Genomic DNA, 18,374 nt, shown 5'->3' with positions numbered 1-18,374 from the left:
CCTTAAACCGCGTGGCAGGTGGCATGCGCTGTTTCGTACAGTGCTTGCGTATCGGGTTGTTCGCCGAGGCTGTAGGCCAACCGGCAGCGACTGCCATCGGGCAGCACCACGTGCAAAATCGTGTCTGGCCGGGCATCGGGCAGAAAGATCGTGCCGGCCTCCAATACGTTGGTGATGTACTGCCCCTGCGCGTCGAAAACAGCTCCGCCCTTGCGCAAAAGAACGTTATCGGCGGTGCGCGCCTGCAACAGCAGACGACGTGCGGTGACCATGTCGAACGCCAGATACGCCACCGCGCCACGTCCGGCTTCGACTTCCTGAAAAGCGTTGTGCACATCGATGTTGCGCCCCAGGCTGGCCGTGTCGAGCTCGACGCGGCCTCTGCTGTATGCCGGCAGACTGGCCGCCACGGCGTGCCCGGAATAGTCGGTCCAGACCGGGCCGCGCGGGGTGTTCAACTTGACGCCCGCGCTGTCACCGGCCTTGAGCAAGGCGAAGGTTTCGCGCAGCGGATAAGGCGACAAAGTCACGCCGTCACTGTGTACCAGCGCACCGCCGCGAAGGCCGATGTCATAGTTCCGGTTGCCGGCGCCGCTGCGGGAATAGCCCATGTCCATCTGACTGTAACGGGGCAAAAGGTTGACCCGCCCGTTGAACCCGGCGCTGCCGTCATCCGGTCGCTCGGCTCCGATGCTGTAGGCCAGGGTGTCGCTGAGTTGTTCATTGAAGCGCAGACCGCTACGCGTACCGCTCACGTCGTCGTTGCGCACATAACCGTGCAACGTCTGGCGCCCGCCCAACGGCAGACTGACACTCAGATAGGCCGCGGTGCCACGAGCATCGTTGGAGGCCCCGGCGACATCCCGTTCAACCGTAAATGTCACATTGGTCCGCCGAATGCTCTGCGACCAGGCCAGGGCGACTCTGGAAGTGGCCGTCCCGTCGAACATGGAAAACCGCGAGTAACTGGTGGAAAAGCCTCCGTACAGCGGACTGCTGGTGCTGAGGTTTGCCGTCAGTTGATTGCGTACTCGCTGGAACGGTCGCTCATTGCGCGAATCCCAAGTGGTGTCCGACAGTGTGCGGAAACCCCGTGTTTGTCGGGTCAGCGCAACACTTGTCGACAACCTTTCATTCAACCGACCGCTGGCGGTCCACTGCAATTGCGTGCCGGACACAGCCTCATCCTGTGCCCGGGAAATCACCTGCCGGCCACCGAGTACCCAGCGATCGCCGACGCCGCCCTGCAATGCCCAGCCCAGCGACTCATAACCCGTACCGAACATGGCGCCGGCCGTGATCTGCCCGCGCGCCCCCCACAGCCAGTCCTTGCTGGCTGCGACGAAGGACGGCGCATCACGCTCGTCACCGGCATAGCGCCGCACCTGCCCGGCGGCCAGCGCATAACCTGCCGCCCTGCCCGTCATTGCACCTCGCAACTGCGTCGCCGGCACAATGAAACGCCGTTGCTGACCGTCCTCTTCATGCACCGTCACTTCCAGATCCACGCTCTGGCTGAGCAAGGGCAATCCCACCAGCGTGAACGGCCCACCAGGCACCACGGTGGTGTAGATCAGCGCACCGTTCTGGGTCACTTCGATCCGCGCGGCGGAATAGGCGATGCCTTCAACCCGCGCACCGGCGCTGTCATCGTCCAGCGCCATCAGGGCCAATTCCGGTTGCACCTGCAACCCGTTGAACGCCTCACCGGAAAACAGCGGCGAGACCATGTTCAACTGACCCAGTTGCAGATTGGCCCGGTAGCGTTCCGAGGTGTGCGAGGCGTAGGCATACAAATGCTCGAGACGATCCTGTCCGTCGAACTCGCTGTATACCTGGCGGCTGCGAAACGACCAGTCCGCCGTATTCAGGCCCAGCTCGGCATTCAGATTGCGAAATTGCGAAGACTGACCGGCAAAACGACTGTCCAGCAGCAAGGCGTCGTAGTTGAACAGGCCTGCCGTGCCACCGTTGAGGAAACTGCGACCGGCCGGGCGATCAGGCACCAGCGCATCGGTGGGCAACAGCAATGCGATGTGCTCCTGCGTCGGATCGACCTGCACCACCGCGTCCGGAAAATACCGGGCGAACAGCTCGCATCCCGATCCGCCCGCCGGTTCGAGGCGATGCGCCAACCGGATGCCGCCCCGCTCCAGAAGGGACGGCGTGAAACACAACTCGCCTTCGGCATCGAACGCCACCTGCACCCGCCCCTTCGCAACCCCATTGACCGACAGCGCGACGGCCTGCACGCCCTCGCGAAAACGCGGTGCCTGGCTGAAATATTCGGCCAGACGCGGATCCAGCCCACGGGACTTGAGCACGTCCTGGTTGAACTGCACGGGCAGCCCCTCGGCACTTCTGGCGACAGTGGCGGTACCGAGAGCGATGATCAACGCCGCACCGGCCAGACAACCTCGATGCATTAATTGGTCACCAAAGGAGCATCGAAGTGCGCAATGGCGAAACCGTAGGTGGTCACTGGAAACAGCCGCACCTGAAGTGGCGCATGACTCGGATCAGGCGATCCGCTCAAGGTCAGTTGCTCGCCGGGCAGCACATAGGTGCGACCCAGATCCATTTCCTTCCGGCCCGGCAGCAGCGTCACCGAATGGCCCAGCCGCACCACGTACGGGCTGGGATTGCGCACCTGGATGTCTGCGCCTTGTCGCGACCACACCAGATGCTTCCAGGGCTCGCGGTCGACCGGCAGATTCGCCGGACGCAGAATCACCGGAATGTTCTGCCGCACGCTCAGACTCACTTGCGCCTTGCCCGTCGAGTCCTGCGGCGCGATGCCCTCGAAGATCACGCGCTTCAGACGCTCAGTCTTCAAGGGTTGCGCGCTGCGCAGAATGAAACGCACACGTTGCGTCGCACCAGCCTCGACCCGTGCGACCGGCGGGGTCAGCAACAGCAATGACTCGGTGTCTTGCGGCACGTCTTCGACAGACGTGTGCAGCAGCGCGGGATGCGACTCGCTGTTGAACACATTGATGCCGGCCTCACCCACACCTTCGTCGAGCACGACGACAGGCGTCTCGGGAACCATTCCCGCCGCCCGGATCGAGCCGGGCACCCACAAGGAAACCAGCAGCACACTGGCGATGGCTTTTCGCAAAAAGGCGTTCATGACGTTGTCCACGGGCGAGCGCGCAGCCGGCATCCATGCCGGGCCACAGGCCAGCCGATTACATTGATTGGAACGGACAGGCCCGGAAGCGACCGGTGCCTGTCGATTAGTTGCGCGTTGCGCGCGGTGTCAGAGGTAGAGCAGCTCGAACGTTGCCGAGCCATTGAGCGCGATGTCAGAAGTGATCGGCAGGTTCACCGACGGGCCGATGACCGGCACCAGCGTCATGGGAAAGGTGTGCACGACGCCCGGCGTCGGGCCTGCGGCCAGGGATGCGCCCCACGAATAACGAAGATTGCCGCCCTCGGCATTCTTTCCCACCAGCGTTGCGGTATCCGGAGAGTCCCAGTTGGTCATGCCCCCTTGCTTGTACATGATCATCGACGGCTTGCCATCGACTGTGGGGGTACCGTATCGCAGGCCGTAACCACCGATCTTGGTGCCTGCCACCTCGCCGATTCCGTAGATGTACAACGCCCAATCGGTGCCATCGATGACGATACCTTGCAGTTGGGTATGGGCCTGATTGTCATGCACCTTGATGGCCATGGGCGCGGAGGCCGAGCAACTTACATTCAGCGTGACATTGTGGTTGGTCAGTTCGGTCTGACTGTCGCGGTTCAGTGCCGCGGCGGAAATATTCCCCAGATCCACCGTGTTACCGCCGGTGAAGGCCGGCGTACACGTGGTCGGGATGATTTTGCCGGTGATGGTCAGGTCTGCACCGGCGGCCATGGCCAGTGCCGGACTCAGGGCACTGGCGACAGCGATTGCACGAAAGGTCTTGCGCATGAAAATTCTCACTCCATAAGAATCGAAAGATGACGGCCAGCTGCGCTTCTTCTGCTGAAAAACAGGAAATTTCCTGCCTCAGAATCAGCGCCGCCATTATTCAGATTGCTTCCTGACAGCGATGTAAGGCGAGGGAGTAATGCGCGCTGGAAAAATCGCTGTGGGGTGTAGCTGATGTGAGCCGGAAAAATCCTCAAATTGTTTAAGAAAAGGCGTCCTGCCGACAGTCATAAGCTACAAGCCGCTCTGTTTCAGGGATCGGATTAACTGCCCTCTCGAACAGGCAACAGGCGGCGTGCACCGTGCCATACTCCAGACCTCGCCCACACCCGGAACCATCCGACTTGAGCTCCAGACACTTCCTGCCGCTTGTACTGCTGCCCGCCCTGGTTCTCGCCGGGTGCGCCTCACTGGATGTCCCGCGCGAACCGAGCCAGGCATTGCCCGCCTCCGACTCCGCGTTCGGCCGTTCGATACAGGCTCAGGCTGCGCCCTACAAGGGCCAGTCCGGCTTTCGCCTGCTGTCCAACAGCACCGAAGCCTTCACCGCCCGCGCCGAGCTGATCCGCAACGCTCAACGCAGCCTCGACTTGCAGTACTACATCGTCCATGACGGCATCAGCACCCGCATGCTGGTGGAAGAAGTGCTGAAGGCTGCCGACCGTGGCGTGCGGGTGCGAATCCTGCTGGACGACACCACCAGCGACGGCCTCGACCTGATCATTGCGACTCTGGCAGCGCATCCGCAGATCCAGATCCGCCTGTTCAATCCGCTGCACCTGGGGCGCAGCACCGGCGTGACCCGGGCGGCGGGACGCCTGTTCAACCTGTCGCTGCAACACCGGCGGATGCACAACAAGTTGTGGCTGGCGGACAACAGCGCGGCCATCGTCGGCGGGCGCAATCTGGGCGACGAATACTTCGATGCCGAGCCCAACCTGAACTTCACCGATATCGACATGCTCAGTGTCGGGCCGGTCGCCGAGCAGCTCGGGCACAGTTTCGACCAGTACTGGAACAGCGCCCTGAGCAAGCCGATCGACGAGTTCCTCTCCAGCAAACCATCAGCCAAAGACCTGCAGAACACCCGCACGCGCCTGGAAGAATCCCTGGAAGAAACCCGCAAACAGAATCATGCGCTGTATCAGCAGTTGATGACCTACCGCACCGACCCGCGCATGGATATCTGGCGCAAAGAGCTGATCTGGGCCTGGAACCAGGCGCTGTGGGACGCGCCGAGCAAGGTGCTGGCCAAGGATGAACCCGATCCGCAATTGCTGCTGACGACCCAACTGGCACCGGAGCTGACGGGTGTCAGCAAAGAACTGATGATGATTTCCGCCTATTTCGTGCCGGGGCAGCCAGGGCTGGTTTACCTGACCGGCCGCGCCGATGCCGGCGTAGCGGTGAGCCTCTTGACCAATTCGCTGGAAGCCACCGACGTGCCGGCGGTGCACGGCGGTTATGCGCCCTATCGCAAGGCGCTGCTGGAACATGGCGTGAAGCTCTTTGAGCTGCGGCGCCAGCCTGGGGATAACTACGGCAGCGGCCCGCACCTGTTTTACAGCAAGTCCTATCGCGGCTCGGATTCGAGTCTGCACAGCAAGGCGATGATCTTCGACGGCAAAAAATCGTTCATCGGCTCGTTCAATTTCGACCCGCGCTCGGTACTGTGGAATACAGAGGTCGGTGTGCTGGTGGACAGCCCCGAACTGGCGGCTCACGTGCGCGAGCTGGCCTTGCAGGGCATGGCGCCAGCACTGAGTTACGAAGCCAAACTGCAGGACGGAAAAGTGGTGTGGGTCACCGAGGACAACGGCCAGATGCACACGCTGACCAAGGAACCGGGCAGTTGGTGGCGACGCTTCAATGCGTGGTTCAGCACCACCGTGGGACTGGAGCGGATGCTGTAGCAGCCCGCTCCAACCGGCACATCAAGCGGGCTCCGGCACCTTGCCGAACGCCCCTTGCCGCGACAACAGAATCACCAGCCCGAACGCCCCGGCCGCCATCAGCCAGGGCAACGCGTGACCGCTGATCCACTGGCTGCCCGCGCCCGCCATCAACGGCCCGATCAGGCAACCGACGCCCCACAGCTGCGCGACATGCGCATTGGCGCGCACCAGCGCATCGTCGCGGTAGCGCTCGCCGATCAGGATCAGCGACAGGGTGAACAAGCCACCGGCACTGGCGCCGAACAGCACCCACAGCGGCCAGATCAGCAAAGTGTCGAGCAGCATCGGGATCGCCAGACTCGACAGCATCAGCACCACGGCGCAGCCGGTGAACAAAGTCCGGCGCGACAGGTAGTCGGCCAACGCACCGATGGGCAATTGCAGGAGCGCATCGCCCACCACCACGGTGCTGACCATCGCCAGCGCAATCTCTGCGGTGAAACCCTGTTGCAGGCAATACACCGGCAACAGCGTCAGGATCATCGCTTCGAACGCGGCGAACAGCGACACCGCCCAGGCGATCGCCGGCAGTTCACGAGCGAAACCCCACAGATCGCCGAAGGTCACGCTGCTGGCCTCGCTGCTTGGTGCGCCGCTGCGGCCCAGCAGCAGAAACGGCGAAGCGATCAGCAGACCGACACCCACCCAGAAACCGTAATCGTGATCGGTGCCGAGTGCGCCCAACAGCAACGGACCGGACAGTTGGCTCAACGCGTAACTGCTGCCATACAGCGCGACCAATCGCCCGCGCCAGTGCTCGACCACCAGTTGATTGATCCAGCTCTCGCCGAGAATAAACACGATGGTCAGGGCCACGCCGATCATCAGCCGCAGCACCAGCCAGATCGGGTAGCTCGGCAGCAACGCCAGCAGGCCGATGGACAGCGCCCCGGCCCACAGACACAGGCGCATCAGGTTCGCCGTACCGAAGCGCGCCGCCAGATGACTGGAGATCTTCGCCCCCAGCAACACACCGATGGCCGGCATCGCCGCCATCACGCCGATGGCGAACGAGCCGTAGCCCCAACCCTCCAGACGCAACGACACCAGCGGCATGCTGACGCCGAGGGCCAGGCCAACACTCAAGACAGACGCCAACACGGCGAAATACGTCGCCCAACGCATGGTCCACGCTCCTGTGGATAATTTTTATGTGCACCCCAAAACACTGTGGGAGCGAGCTTGCTCGCGATAACGGTTTCACATTCAGCAAATGTGCTGACTGATACACCGCTTTCGCGAGCAAGCTCACTCCCACAGGGATCTTTGTATCGTTCGGGGCCCGCCTGAGCAGGCTCCGTCAACGGTTTACAGCTTGATCCAGGTTGCCTTCAGCTCGGTGTATTTGTCGAACGCGTGCAGCGACTTGTCGCGACCGTTGCCCGACTGCTTGAAGCCGCCGAACGGTGCGGTCATGTCGCCGCCATCGTACTGGTTGACCCACACGCTACCGGCACGCAGGGCCTTGGCGGTCAGGTGCGCCTTGGAAATGTCCTGAGTCCAGACCGCTGCCGCCAAACCGTAAGGCGTGTCGTTGGCGATGTTGATCGCTTCCTCGGCGGTATCGAAGGCAATGACCGACAGCACCGGGCCGAAGATCTCTTCCTGGGCAATCTTCATCGCGTTGCTTACGCCGTCGAAGATCGTCGGCTCGACGTAGGTGCCACCGGTTTCCTGAAGGATGCGCTTGCCGCCGGCCACCAGTTTGGCGCCGTCGGTGTGTCCCGACTCTATGTAGGACAGCACGGTGTTCATCTGCTGGGTGTCAACCAGCGCACCCACGTTGGTGGCCGGATCCAGCGGGTTGCCCGGTTTCCAGGCTTTCAGCGCCTCGATCACCATCGGCAGGAATTTGTCCTTGATCGAACGCTCGACCAGCAGACGCGAACCTGCGGTGCAGACTTCGCCCTGGTTGAAGGCGATGGCGCTGGCGGCGGATTCGGCGGCGGCTTGCAGGTCCGGCGCATCGGCGAACACGATGTTCGGGCTCTTGCCGCCGGCTTCCAGCCAAACGCGTTTCATGTTCGATTCGCCGGAATAGATCATCAGTTGCTTGGCGATCTTGGTCGAACCGGTGAACACCAGGGTGTCGACATCGTTATGCAGCGCGAGCGCCTTGCCGACGGTGTGTCCGTAGCCCGGCAGAACGTTCAGCACGCCTTTCGGAATACCGGCTTCAACGGCCAGTTCGGCGATGCGGATGGCGGTCAGCGGGGATTTTTCCGACGGCTTGAGGATCACCGAGTTACCGGTCGACAGGGCCGGGCCGAGTTTCCAGCAGGCCATCATCAGCGGGAAGTTCCACGGCACGATGGCACCGACTACGCCCACAGGCTCGCGGGTTACCAGACCCAGTTGGTCGTGTGGGGTGGCGGCGACTTCGTCGTAGATCTTGTCGATCGCTTCACCGCTCCAGCTCAGGGCTTGGGCGGCACCCGGTACGTCGATGTACAGCGAATCGCTGATCGGCTTGCCCATGTCGAGGGTTTCGAGCAGGGCCAGTTCTTCGGCGTGCTGCTTGAGCAGGCCGGCGAAACGGATCATGGCGGCTTTGCGTTTGGTCGGCGCCAGGCGCGACCAGACGCCGGAATTGAAAGTGGCGCGGGCGTTTTCCACGGCACGCTGGGCGTCGGCGGCGTCACAGCTGGCAATCTTGCCCAGCAGACGGCCATCGACCGGGCTGATGCACTCGAAGGTCTCGCCGGAGACGGCATCGGTGTACTCGCCATTGAGGTAGGCGCGGCCTTCGATCTTCAGGTCGCGGGCGCGTTGTTCCCAGTCGGCACGAGTCAGGGTGGTCATTCGAGTGTCCTCCTCTTGTTCAATACGAGCGCCGCGATCGTCGCGGTCGTCCTCAGGAATACTGCCCGGCCAGCCTGCTTTTCGGCCCAAGGCATCCGCCACCCTAAACCAGCGGCCGGGGTTGTTTCAATATATTTGACATAAGGCAGTTATACAGCCTTGCGGCGTTCAATTTAATCAACATAGACTTTGACCCTTTCACGCCACCGCGCCGTCATCACGGGAGAAAACAACAATGAACATCCAGAACGTCGTCGACATCAGCCTGACCATGGACCAGGCCGAACGCTATCGCCCGGATCCGGCCAAAGTGCTCAAGGGTGATCCCGAGCAAGCGGTGTTCAATCAGTACGACAGCCCCTGCGGGCAAATGGGCGTTGGCGTGTGGGAAGGTGCGGTGGGTCAGTGGACGGTGAACTACACCGAGCACGAATACTGCGAAATCCTGCAAGGCGTTTCGGTGCTGCGTGACGGCGAAGGCAATGCCAAGACTCTGCGTGTCGGCGACCGCTTCGTGATTCCGGCCGGTTTCCGTGGCACCTGGGAAGTGCTGGAGGCGTGCCGCAAGATTTATGTGATTTTTGAAGACAAAAAATAAATAAATATCGCACGGAGTGCCGGAGGAGAGTGAAAAATCCTGACGTCCACAAAGGACATTCAATCATAAGGATATGAAAACATGACTCAGGAAAACGCATTTCAACTGATCAGCCACCTGATCGGTACTCCCTTTGTACCGGCCGTCAGGGCCTACATCAAAGAACTCACCGGCTACTCCGTCAAAGATCCAGACGAACAGGAACAGGAAAAGGAAGATCTTGAAAACGTCGAGACCCTGATCGTCGACCTCAACCCCATGCGTGGAATTATCTGGTTCAATCTGAACCGAAAATGATCCGACGGATTTGAAACTCCCCCTCTCAAGAAGGCCTGCACCGAAAGGTGCAGGCCTTTTTTGTGGATCAGGATCACGGCAGCGACGACTTTTCGGCAACAAAAAAGGCCCGTATCGTGAGATACGGGCCTTTTTCGTAAGTCGGGAAAAATCAATTACTTGATTTTGCCTTCCTTGTAGATCACGTGCTTGCGAACAACCGGATCATATTTCTTGATCTCGATTTTGTCCGGGGTAGTACGCTTGTTCTTGTCGGTAGTGTAGAAGTGACCAGTACCGGCGCTCGAGATCAAACGAATCAATTCACGCATGATTAGCTCCCTTAAACCTTGCCGTCGCGACGCAGCTCGGCCAGCACAACGCTGATGCCACGCTTGTCGATGATACGCATGCCTTTGGCGGAAACGCGCAGGCGTACGAAACGTTTCTCTTCTTCAACCCAGAAGCGGTGATGCTGCAGGTTCGGCAGGAAACGACGACGGGTTTTGTTGTTTGCGTGGGAAATGTTATTCCCGGTTACCGGACCCTTACCGGTAACTTGACATACTCTAGACATGCCTCAGCCCTCTAAAACCACATGCCCAACCCGGCATGGGTTGGCCGCTTAATCTCTAGTCATTGTGGCGCCAGGCGCCGCGATTCTTTAGAGGTCTTACCGGCTACACCTACAAGCGAAGGAACCGGGCCCCTAGAAAAGAGCGCTGCTTTATACCAGAAAGACCACGGAGCAACAACTTTCCGTGTGCAAAGAATGGTCAAAAAGCCGCTTTTTCTGCCTGCAGGCGCCTTGGATAAAGGCTGCCGGCAATTTTTACCATTCGTCGAAGAAAATCGATCATACCCGCTGTCGAGACTTTTCCTGCCGTCTCTTCCGACAAATCCTCAGCCGCGAAGCCGCGAAAATGCAAAAAGGGGATAGTCATTTGCAATCGCGACCACTAGGGTAGGCCTTTTCCAGACTGCACTTGCAGATGGGCCTTCGATCTGTAAAGGAAGCCGACCATGCGCCTCGCTGCCCTCCCCCTGCTCTTCGCCCCGCTGTTACTGAGTCCACTGGCCCAGGCCGCCGCCCTGAGCGTCTGCACCGAGGCCAGTCCCGAAGGGTTCGACGTGGTGCAGTACAACTCGCTGACCACCACCAACGCCTCGGCCGATGTGCTGATGAACCGCCTGGTGGACTTCGACACCGCCAGCGGCAAGGTCGTCCCGAGCCTGGCCGACAGCTGGGAAGTCAGCACCGATGGCCTGACTTATGTCTTCAAGCTGCACCCGCAGGTGAAGTTCCACAGCACCGAGTACTTCAAGCCGACTCGCGAACTGACCGCCGAAGACGTCAAGTTCAGCTTCGACCGCATGCTCGACCCGGCCAACCCGTGGCACAAAGTCGCCCAGAGCGGTTTCCCTCATGCCCAGTCAATGCAACTGCCAACGCTGATCAAAAAGATCGACGCACTGGATCCGCTGACCGTGCGCTTCACCCTCGATCACCCGGACTCGACGTTCCTCGCGACCCTGAGCATGGGTTTCGCCTCCATTTATTCTGCTGAATATGCCGACAAGCTGCTGAAGGCTGGCGCAACCGACAAGTTGAACAGCCAGCCGATCGGCACCGGCCCGTTCGTGTTCAACCGGTTCCAGAAAGACGCTTCGATCCGCTACAAGGCCAACCCGGACTACTTCCGCGGCAAACCGGCAGTGGATCCGCTGATCTTCGCCATCACCCCGGACGCCAACGTGCGCCTGCAAAAGTTGCGGCGTAATGAGTGCCAGATTGCCCTGTCACCCAAGCCATTGGACGTACAGGCCGCAAAAGAAGAACCGACGCTGAAAGTCGAAAAGACTGACGCGTTCATGACCGCATTCGTCGGCATCAACAGTCAGCATCCGCCGCTGGACAAGCCGGAAGTGCGCCAGGCGATCAACCTCGCTTTCGACAAGGCCAACTACCTTAAAGCCGTGTTCGAAGACACCGCCGAAGCCGCCAACGGCCCATATCCGCCGAACACCTGGAGCTACGCGAAGAACCTGCCGGGTTACCCGCACGACGTGGACAAGGCCAAGGCATTGCTGGCCAAGGCCGGGTTGAAGGACGGTTTCCAGACCACCATCTGGACGCGCCCGTCCGGCAGCCTGCTCAACCCGAACCCGAGCCTCGGCGCACAACTGCTGCAATCGGATCTGGCGGAAATCGGCATTCAGGCGGAAATCCGCGTGATCGAATGGGGCGAGCTGATCCGTCGTGCCAAGGCTGGCGAGCATGACCTGCTGTTCATGGGCTGGGCCGGTGACAACGGTGATCCGGACAACTTCCTCACCCCGCAGTTTTCCTGCGCGGCGGTCAAATCCGGCACCAACTTCGCCCGCTACTGCAATGCCGATCTGGACAAACTGATCAGCGCCGGCAAGACCACCAGCGAACAAGGTGTGCGCACCAAGCTGTATGAGCAGGCGCAGGCGCAGATCCAGCAGCAGGCGCTGTGGCTGCCGCTGGCGCATCCGACGGCGTATGCGCTGACGCGCAAGGATGTGCAGGGTTATTCGGTGAGCCCGTTCGGTCGGCAGGATTACTCCAAGGTCACCCTCAAGTAATCCGCCCCGGCTTGCAGCGACTGCAGTCGCTGCAAGCTACATCCAGCCACACTCCGCCATCGACAGTGGTTCCCCGTCACCAACGATGAAGTGATCGAGCACCCGCACGTCGATCAGCTCCAAAGCTTTCTGCAAGCGTTTGGTCAATAATCGGTCAGCCTGGCTGGGATCGGTGTTACCTGACGGATGGTTATGGCACAGGATCAGGGCCGCCGCGTTATTGGCCAACGAGCGCTTCACCACTTCGCGGGGATGCACCGCCGTATTGTCGATCGAGCCGCGAAACAGCGTCTCGAAGGTCAGCACTTGATGTTTGGAGTCGAGAAACAGGCAACCGAACACTTCGTGCGGCTCGTGGCGCAGCATCGCCTTGAGGTAATCGCGGACCACCTGTGGATTCTCCAGCGCCGTTTTCTGCCGCATGCGCTCGGCCAGATGTCGCCGCCCCATCTCCAGCACAGCCTGCAGTTGGGCAAACTTCGCCGGCCCCAGGCCCAATTGCTCGCTGAACGCCCCGAGATCAGCCTCCAGCAACGCCCGCAGGCTGCCGAACTGATTCAACAAGTGTCGCGCCAGATCCACCGCGCTTTTACCGGATACGCCGGTTCGGAGAAAAATCGCCAGCAATTCGGCATCGGAAAGACTTCCCGAGCCCTGTTCCAACAGCTTCTCCCGCGGCCTTTCCGCCGCCGGCCAATCGCGAATACTCATACACGTTCCTTGTCTGTGGGCGCCGCTGTTCCATAGCAGTCGCTGTGATATCGTAGCCCATCTTTTTTGCGGGCGAATTCACCCTGGGGAGGGGGTTTCGCCACGCATGTCACCAACGAAATGAAAGGCAGACCTATGCAGCGGCTGTATCGGAAACGCATCGTTCTGGGCGTCGGCGGCGGCATTGCTGCCTACAAGAGCGCCGACCTTGTGCGCCGCCTGATCGATCAGGGCGCCGAAGTGCGCGTGGTCATGACCCGTGGCGGCAGCGAATTCATCACCCCGCTGACCATGCAGGCCCTGTCCGGCCACCCGGTTCACCTGGATCTGCTCGACCCGGCCGCCGAAGCGGCGATGGGCCACATCGAACTGGCCAAGTGGGCCGATCTGGTGCTGATCGCCCCGGCCACCGCCGACCTGCTGGCCCGTCTGGCTCAAGGCATTGCCAATGATTTGCTGACCACGCTGGTGCTGGCCACCGACGCCGTTGTCGCGGTCGCTCCAGCGATGAACCAGGCCATGTGGCGCGACCCGGCGACCCAGGCCAACCTGCAACTCCTTGAAAGCCGTGGCCTGAAGACCTTCGGCCCGGCCTCCGGCAGCCAGGCCTGCGGCGACGTCGGCATGGGCCGCATGATGGAAGCCACCGATCTGGCCCAGCTCGCGGCGGACTGCTTCCAGCGTCAGGCACTGACCGGCAAGCATGTGGTCATCACCGCCGGCCCGACCCAGGAAAACATCGACCCGGTGCGCTACATCACCAACCACAGCTCCGGCAAAATGGGCTTCGCCCTGGCGGAAGCGGCGGTGGAAGCCGGCGCCCGCGTCACGCTGATCAGCGGCCCGGTGCACCTGCCGACGCCGGATCGCGTCACCCGTATCGACGTGGTCAGCGCCCGCGACATGCTCGCCGCGTGCGAAGCCGCGATCCCTTGCGACATCTTTATCGCCTCGGCGGCGGTCGCGGACTACCGTCCGGAAGTCGTCGCCCCACAAAAATTGAAAAAAGATCCTACGAGCGGTGACGGCTTCGTCCTGCAAATGGTGCGCAACCCGGACATCCTGGCCACCATCGCGACCCGTTCCGACCGTCCGTTCAGTGTCGGCTTCGCCGCCGAGACCGAACACCTGCTCGACTACGCTGCACGCAAGCTGAAGGACAAGAATCTCGACCTGATCGTCGCCAACGACGTCGCCAACCCGAGCATCGGTTTCAACAGCGAAGAAAACGCCTGCAGCGTCATCGACCGTGGGCTGCACGCCACGGTTTTCGCCCAGACCAGCAAGAGCAAGATCGCTCGCCAGCTCGTCACCTTTATCGCCGAACGTCTGAACCAGGTTTAATTTACATGCACGCTTTGCAAGCCAAGATCCTCGACCCACGCATCGGTACCGAATTCCCGCTGCCGCAATACGCCACACCGGGCTCCGCCGGCCTCGACCTGCGCGCCATGCTGCAAGAGGACATCGTGATCAAACCGGGTGAAACCGTGCTGATCCCTACCGGGCTGTCGGTGTACATCGGCGATCCGAACCTCGCCGCGTTGATCCTGCCGCGCTCGGGCATGGGCCATAAGCACGGCATCGTGCTGGGCAATCTGGTCGGCCTGATCGACTCCGACTACCAGGGTCCGCTGATGGTGTCCTGCTGGAACCGTGGCCAGACCGAATTCACCATGCCGGTCGGCGAGCGTCTGGCGCAGCTGGTGTTGGTGCCGGTGGTGCAGGCGCACTTCGAAATGGTCGAAGAGTTCGTCGAAACCGAGCGTGGCGCTGGCGGTTTCGGCCATTCCGGCACCAAGTGATCGATTAGAAATCCATCGTGGCGAGTGCGTGTTGCTTGCCACGAAATTCAAAATGTCATCTGCAAGGTTTAGCGCCGAAAATCAAGGCATTGGCAGGCCAAAGCCACGCCGGACAAGGCGTCATGGCCCTTTCACACCACGAACTCTCTGTGAAAACCGCCGTCATACCCTTCAGTTTGAGCTTGCCGTCGAATGAATCGCCGGCGTGTCCAGCCACTTTCGAGATGGAGCATTTTCGCAGATGAGCACCCCCGCCCAAGTCGCCCCGAAGCTTCCCGACAGCATCTTCCGCGCCTACGACATTCGCGGCACCGTGCCGGAATTCCTCAATGCCGAAACCGCCTACTGGATCGGCCGCGCCATTGGCTCCCAAAGCCTGGCCCAGGGCGAACCGAACGTATCCGTCGGCCGTGACGGCCGCCTGTCCGGCCCCGAACTGGTGGCAGAACTGATTCGCGGTATCGCCGAAAGCGGCTGCCATGTCAGCGACGTCGGCCTGGTGCCGACCCCGGCGCTGTACTACGCCGCCAACGTGCTGGCCGGCAAATCCGGCGTGATGCTCACCGGCAGCCATAACCCGTCGAACTACAACGGCTTCAAGATCGTGATTGCCGGCGACACTCTCGCCAATGAGCAGATCCAGGCCCTGCACGAGCGTCTCAAGACCGGCAACCTGAGCAGCGGCACGGGCAGCGTGACCCAGGTCGAAATTCTCGACCGCTACACCACCGAAATCGTCCAGGACATCAAACTGGCCCGGCGCCTGAAAGTCGTGGTCGACTGCGGCAACGGCGCGGCCGGCGTGATCGCCCCGCAACTGATCGAAGCGCTGAACTGCGAAGTCATCCCGCTGTTCTGCGAAGTCGACGGCAACTTCCCGAACCACCACCCGGACCCGGGCAAGCCTGAGAACCTCGTCGACCTGATCGCCAAGGTCAAGGAAACCAAGGCTGACATCGGCTTGGCCTTCGACGGCGACGGCGACCGCGTCGGCGTGGTGACCAACACCGGCACCATCGTGTTCCCGGATCGCCTGCTGATGCTGTTTGCCCGTGACGTGGTGGCGCGCAACCAGGACGCGGAAATCATCTTCGACGTCAAATGCACCCGCCGTCTGATCCCGCTGATCAAGGAATATGGCGGCCGGCCGCTAATGTGGAAGACCGGTCACTCGTTGATCAAAAAGAAAATGAAACAATCCGGCGCGCTGTTGGCCGGCGAAATGAGCGGGCACATTTTCTTCAAGGAGCGCTGGTTCGGTTTCGATGACGGCATTTACAGTGCCGCACGGCTGCTGGAAATCCTCAGCAAGGAAAAATCTTCGGCCGAGGAGCTGTTCGCGACCTTCCCGAATGATATTTCCACGCCGGAAATCAATATCCATGTGACCGAAGAGAGCAAATTCAGCATCATTGATGCACTGCACGATGCGCAGTGGGGCCCAGGCGCCGACCTGACCACCATTGACGGCGTGCGGGTCGACTACGCCAAAGGCTGGGGCCTGGTGCGCGCGTCCAACACCACACCGGTGCTGGTGCTGCGCTTCGAGGCCGATGACGAGGCGGAACTGCAGCGCATCAAGGCTGTGTTCCATGCCCAACTGAAACGCGTTGCACCTGATCTCCAACTACCGTTCTGATTGCTGATTCACCCGGAGCCCTGAATGACCCTCGAACGCGATGCCGCCGCCAACACTGCCAAGGTCCTGTCCGAAGCGCTGCCTTACATCCGCCGATACGTCGGCAAGACGCTGGTGATCAAATACGGCGGCAACGCGATGGAAAGCGAGGAGCTGAAAACCGGCTTCGCCCGCGACATCGTGCTGATGAAGGCCGTGGGCATCAACCCGGTCGTGGTTCACGGCGGCGGCCCGCAGATCGGTGATCTGCTCAAGCGCCTGTCGATCGAAAGCCATTTCGTCGACGGCATGCGTGTCACCGACGCCGCAACCATGGACGTGGTGGAAATGGTCCTCGGCGGCCAGGTCAACAAAAGCATCGTCAACCTGATCAACCGTCACGGCGGCAGCGCCATCGGCCTGACCGGTAAAGACGCCGGGCTGATTCGTGCGAAGAAGCTCACCGTCACCCGCCAGACCCCGGAGATGACCCAGCCGGAAATCATCGACATTGGCCATGTGGGCGAAGTGGTCGGGATCAACACCGAACTGCTGAACCTGCTGGTCAAGGGCAACTTCATCCCGGTGATCGCGCCGATCGGCGTGGGTGAAAACGGCGAGTCGTACAACATCAACGCCGACCTGGTGGCCGGCAAGGTTGCCGAAGCACTGAAAGCCGAGAAGCTGATGCTGCTGACCAACATCGCCGGCCTGATGGACAAGTCGGGCACCGTACTGACTGGCCTGAGCACTCAGCAGGTCGACGACCTGATCGCCGACGGCACCATCTACGGCGGCATGCTGCCGAAAATCCGCTGCGCGCTGGAAGCGGTTCAGGGCGGTGTCGGCAGCTCGCTGATCATCGATGGCCGCGTACCAAACGCGATCCTGCTGGAAATCTTCACCGACACCGGTGTGGGCACGCTGATCAGTAATCGCAAGCGTCCCTGATCGCTGAAAGATAAAAGATAAAAGATAAAAGATAAAAGATAAAAGATCGCAGCCTGCGGCAATTCCTGCAAAAACGAATTTCGCGTGTATGAAATTTCTGCAGGAGATGACGAAGTCTGCGATTTTTTTGTGCGCGAAAGAAATATCCGACGCTCATCAGCGAAGCGTCCTACATCGCGAAAGCAGCAATCTTCATAGGATCTTCCCTGAATTCACAGGAGATCTTCCCCATGCAAAAAAACCACGTACCGTATGGCAGTGACGTTTCAGCAGGCACCTACAAATGTGCAGATTGTGGACGCCGGTACTCCAATCAATCGAAAACCTCGCTTCCGCCCTGCCCTGACTACCAACCCAGCACCCACGTGCTCAATGGCTGGAACATCTTGAGCGGTCAGGGCGATGCAGTGGCAGATCCGTATCCGGATCAGTCCTCCAAATAATCGTGGAGAACTGAATCATGCAGATCTCATTCACGATCGACGCCGACGCTTTCGAGCAGGAGTAAAAGGAACCGGTCAAAAAAACCCTGCGCATCGGCGACGCGGAAATTGCCCACGCTCTTCAGCGTATCGCCAAGGCCAGCCTGACCGAGTACCTGAAAATGCTGGTCGAGGGCGGCATGCCCAGCCGGGCCGACGAAGCCAGGCAGGATCGTCTCCTTTACCTGATTCAAAGCTACTTCGGGCAGACATTACCGACCGAATCGCAAATCTCGACCATTTTTCAACTGACCCAGAGTCAGAGCAAAACCTTGCTGAAGAACACCGTATCGCGCTTTCGCAATCAGCTCGATGACATCCTGCAGCAGAGCATGCGCGCAGTCGCCAGAAGATCAAAAACGCCTTTTACTGGCGTGCGCTACCACTGACGTGCGCCTTTGTGGCGCTGTTTTACGTCAATCTGCCAGCCGCCGTGCGCATTATCGACAGCAGCACACTGGATCTGTGGGACTTCGATGTTGATCGCACGCTGTACGTGATGGTGGTTGGGGCGCTGCTGGCATTTGCGTTGAACAATACGATCCTGACGCTGAAATTGCTTAAAAAATGGCGCATGCTGCGTTAGCTGAAAACCAAAAGACCCCGCTCAGCCTGACTGAGCGGGGTCTTTTTTTGCCTGG

18 protein-coding genes and 1 pseudogene are annotated in these 18,374 nt (G+C 60.6%); 10 read left to right on the top strand and 9 right to left on the bottom strand.

Translation table 11 applies throughout. The annotated features are described in order from the left end of the window. Positions 1-2: 2 nt before the first annotated feature. The 3 genes from CAF79_RS04505 to CAF79_RS04495 all read right to left on the bottom strand — a co-directional run bounded on the left by CAF79_RS04505 (position 3) and on the right by CAF79_RS04495 (position 3,925). Positions 3-2,426: a fimbria/pilus outer membrane usher protein gene (locus CAF79_RS04505; protein ID WP_085696834.1), complete on the bottom strand. Its 2,424-nt coding sequence runs from the start codon at positions 2,424-2,426 to the stop codon at positions 3-5. Further along, positions 2,426-3,133, bottom strand: coding sequence for a fimbria/pilus chaperone family protein (locus tag CAF79_RS04500; protein WP_085696833.1), 708 nt, complete (start codon positions 3,131-3,133; stop codon positions 2,426-2,428). Before CAF79_RS04500 ends, CAF79_RS04505 begins: the two co-directional genes overlap by 1 nt. Positions 3,134-3,262: 129 nt before the next feature. Next, complete coding sequence (locus CAF79_RS04495) at positions 3,263-3,925, bottom strand: DUF1120 domain-containing protein (protein WP_085696832.1); 663 nt, start codon at positions 3,923-3,925, stop codon at positions 3,263-3,265. Between the two features lie 344 nt (positions 3,926-4,269). Here CAF79_RS04495 and CAF79_RS04490 point away from each other — a divergent pair, with 344 nt between their 5' ends. Next, a complete protein-coding gene (locus CAF79_RS04490; protein WP_085696831.1) occupies positions 4,270-5,838 on the top strand; it encodes a phospholipase D family protein in 1,569 nt (522 codons plus the stop codon). 21 nt (positions 5,839-5,859) lie between these two features. On the opposite strand, the gene CAF79_RS04485 is transcribed toward CAF79_RS04490, so the two are convergent. Both CAF79_RS04485 and CAF79_RS04475 read right to left on the bottom strand, forming a co-directional pair. After that, entirely contained in the window at positions 5,860-7,005 is a 1,146-nt protein-coding gene (locus CAF79_RS04485) for an MFS transporter (RefSeq protein WP_085696830.1), read from the bottom strand. 183 nt (positions 7,006-7,188) lie between these two features. Next, the gene (locus tag CAF79_RS04475) at positions 7,189-8,682 is read right to left on the bottom strand and encodes an aldehyde dehydrogenase (RefSeq protein ID WP_085696828.1); all 1,494 of its coding nucleotides are present in this window, start codon (positions 8,680-8,682) and stop codon (positions 7,189-7,191) included. A gap of 235 nt (positions 8,683-8,917) precedes the next feature. On the opposite strand from CAF79_RS04475, the gene CAF79_RS04470 reads away from it, so the two are divergent. Continuing rightward, complete coding sequence (locus CAF79_RS04470; protein ID WP_085696827.1) at positions 8,918-9,280, top strand: cupin domain-containing protein; 363 nt, start codon at positions 8,918-8,920, stop codon at positions 9,278-9,280. Positions 9,281-9,361: 81 nt separating this feature from the next. Continuing rightward, positions 9,362-9,577 (top strand): hypothetical protein, encoded by a 216-nt coding sequence (locus CAF79_RS04465; protein ID WP_085696826.1) that lies wholly within the window; start codon positions 9,362-9,364, stop codon positions 9,575-9,577. 155 nt (positions 9,578-9,732) lie between these two features. Here CAF79_RS04465 and rpmG read toward each other — a convergent pair whose 3' ends face one another. The 3 genes from rpmG to CAF79_RS29095 form a co-directional block, all read right to left on the bottom strand. Next, complete coding sequence (rpmG, locus tag CAF79_RS04460; RefSeq protein ID WP_003177274.1) at positions 9,733-9,888, bottom strand: 50S ribosomal protein L33; 156 nt, start codon at positions 9,886-9,888, stop codon at positions 9,733-9,735. 11 nt (positions 9,889-9,899) lie between these two features. Next, the gene (gene rpmB / locus CAF79_RS04455) at positions 9,900-10,133 is read right to left on the bottom strand and encodes a 50S ribosomal protein L28 (RefSeq protein WP_003177273.1); all 234 of its coding nucleotides are present in this window, start codon (positions 10,131-10,133) and stop codon (positions 9,900-9,902) included. A 199-nt stretch (positions 10,134-10,332) separates the two neighbouring features. After that, positions 10,333-10,500, bottom strand: a complete 168-nt coding sequence (locus tag CAF79_RS29095; RefSeq protein WP_170929695.1) for a hypothetical protein — start codon at positions 10,498-10,500, stop codon at positions 10,333-10,335. A 79-nt stretch (positions 10,501-10,579) separates the two neighbouring features. On the opposite strand from CAF79_RS29095, the gene CAF79_RS04450 reads away from it, so the two are divergent. Further along, the gene (locus CAF79_RS04450) at positions 10,580-12,166 is read left to right on the top strand and encodes an ABC transporter substrate-binding protein (RefSeq protein WP_085696825.1); all 1,587 of its coding nucleotides are present in this window, start codon (positions 10,580-10,582) and stop codon (positions 12,164-12,166) included. 36 nt (positions 12,167-12,202) lie between these two features. On the opposite strand, the gene radC is transcribed toward CAF79_RS04450, so the two are convergent. Continuing rightward, positions 12,203-12,877: a DNA repair protein RadC gene (gene radC / locus CAF79_RS04445; protein ID WP_085696824.1), complete on the bottom strand. Its 675-nt coding sequence runs from the start codon at positions 12,875-12,877 to the stop codon at positions 12,203-12,205. Between the two features lie 135 nt (positions 12,878-13,012). On the opposite strand from radC, the gene coaBC reads away from it, so the two are divergent. The 6 genes and pseudogenes from coaBC to CAF79_RS04410 all read left to right on the top strand — a co-directional run bounded on the left by coaBC (position 13,013) and on the right by CAF79_RS04410 (position 18,319). After that, a complete protein-coding gene (coaBC, locus tag CAF79_RS04440) occupies positions 13,013-14,221 on the top strand; it encodes a bifunctional phosphopantothenoylcysteine decarboxylase/phosphopantothenate--cysteine ligase CoaBC (protein ID WP_085696823.1) in 1,209 nt (402 codons plus the stop codon). Positions 14,222-14,226: 5 nt separating this feature from the next. Next, positions 14,227-14,682, top strand: a complete 456-nt coding sequence (gene dut, locus CAF79_RS04435) for a dUTP diphosphatase (RefSeq protein WP_007954445.1) — start codon at positions 14,227-14,229, stop codon at positions 14,680-14,682. Positions 14,683-14,944: 262 nt separating this feature from the next. Next, positions 14,945-16,321: pseudogene (locus CAF79_RS04430) on the top strand (phosphomannomutase/phosphoglucomutase); the annotation flags it as partial. A 24-nt stretch (positions 16,322-16,345) separates the two neighbouring features. Continuing rightward, positions 16,346-17,251, top strand: a complete 906-nt coding sequence (gene argB / locus CAF79_RS04425; RefSeq protein ID WP_007954443.1) for an acetylglutamate kinase — start codon at positions 16,346-16,348, stop codon at positions 17,249-17,251. A 604-nt stretch (positions 17,252-17,855) separates the two neighbouring features. After that, entirely contained in the window at positions 17,856-18,122 is a 267-nt protein-coding gene (locus tag CAF79_RS29410; RefSeq protein WP_256574641.1) for a hypothetical protein, read from the top strand. 11 nt (positions 18,123-18,133) lie between these two features. Beyond that, positions 18,134-18,319 (top strand): hypothetical protein, encoded by a 186-nt coding sequence (locus CAF79_RS04410; RefSeq protein WP_371917912.1) that lies wholly within the window; start codon positions 18,134-18,136, stop codon positions 18,317-18,319. The last annotated feature ends 55 nt before the right edge of the window (positions 18,320-18,374 follow it).

The sequence above is a fragment of the Pseudomonas sp. B26(2017) genome, from assembly GCF_002113045.1.
Classification (GTDB): domain Bacteria; phylum Pseudomonadota; class Gammaproteobacteria; order Pseudomonadales; family Pseudomonadaceae; genus Aquipseudomonas.
Note: the sequence above shows the minus strand (reverse complement) of the source record. Positions and strands in the feature narration are given on the sequence as shown.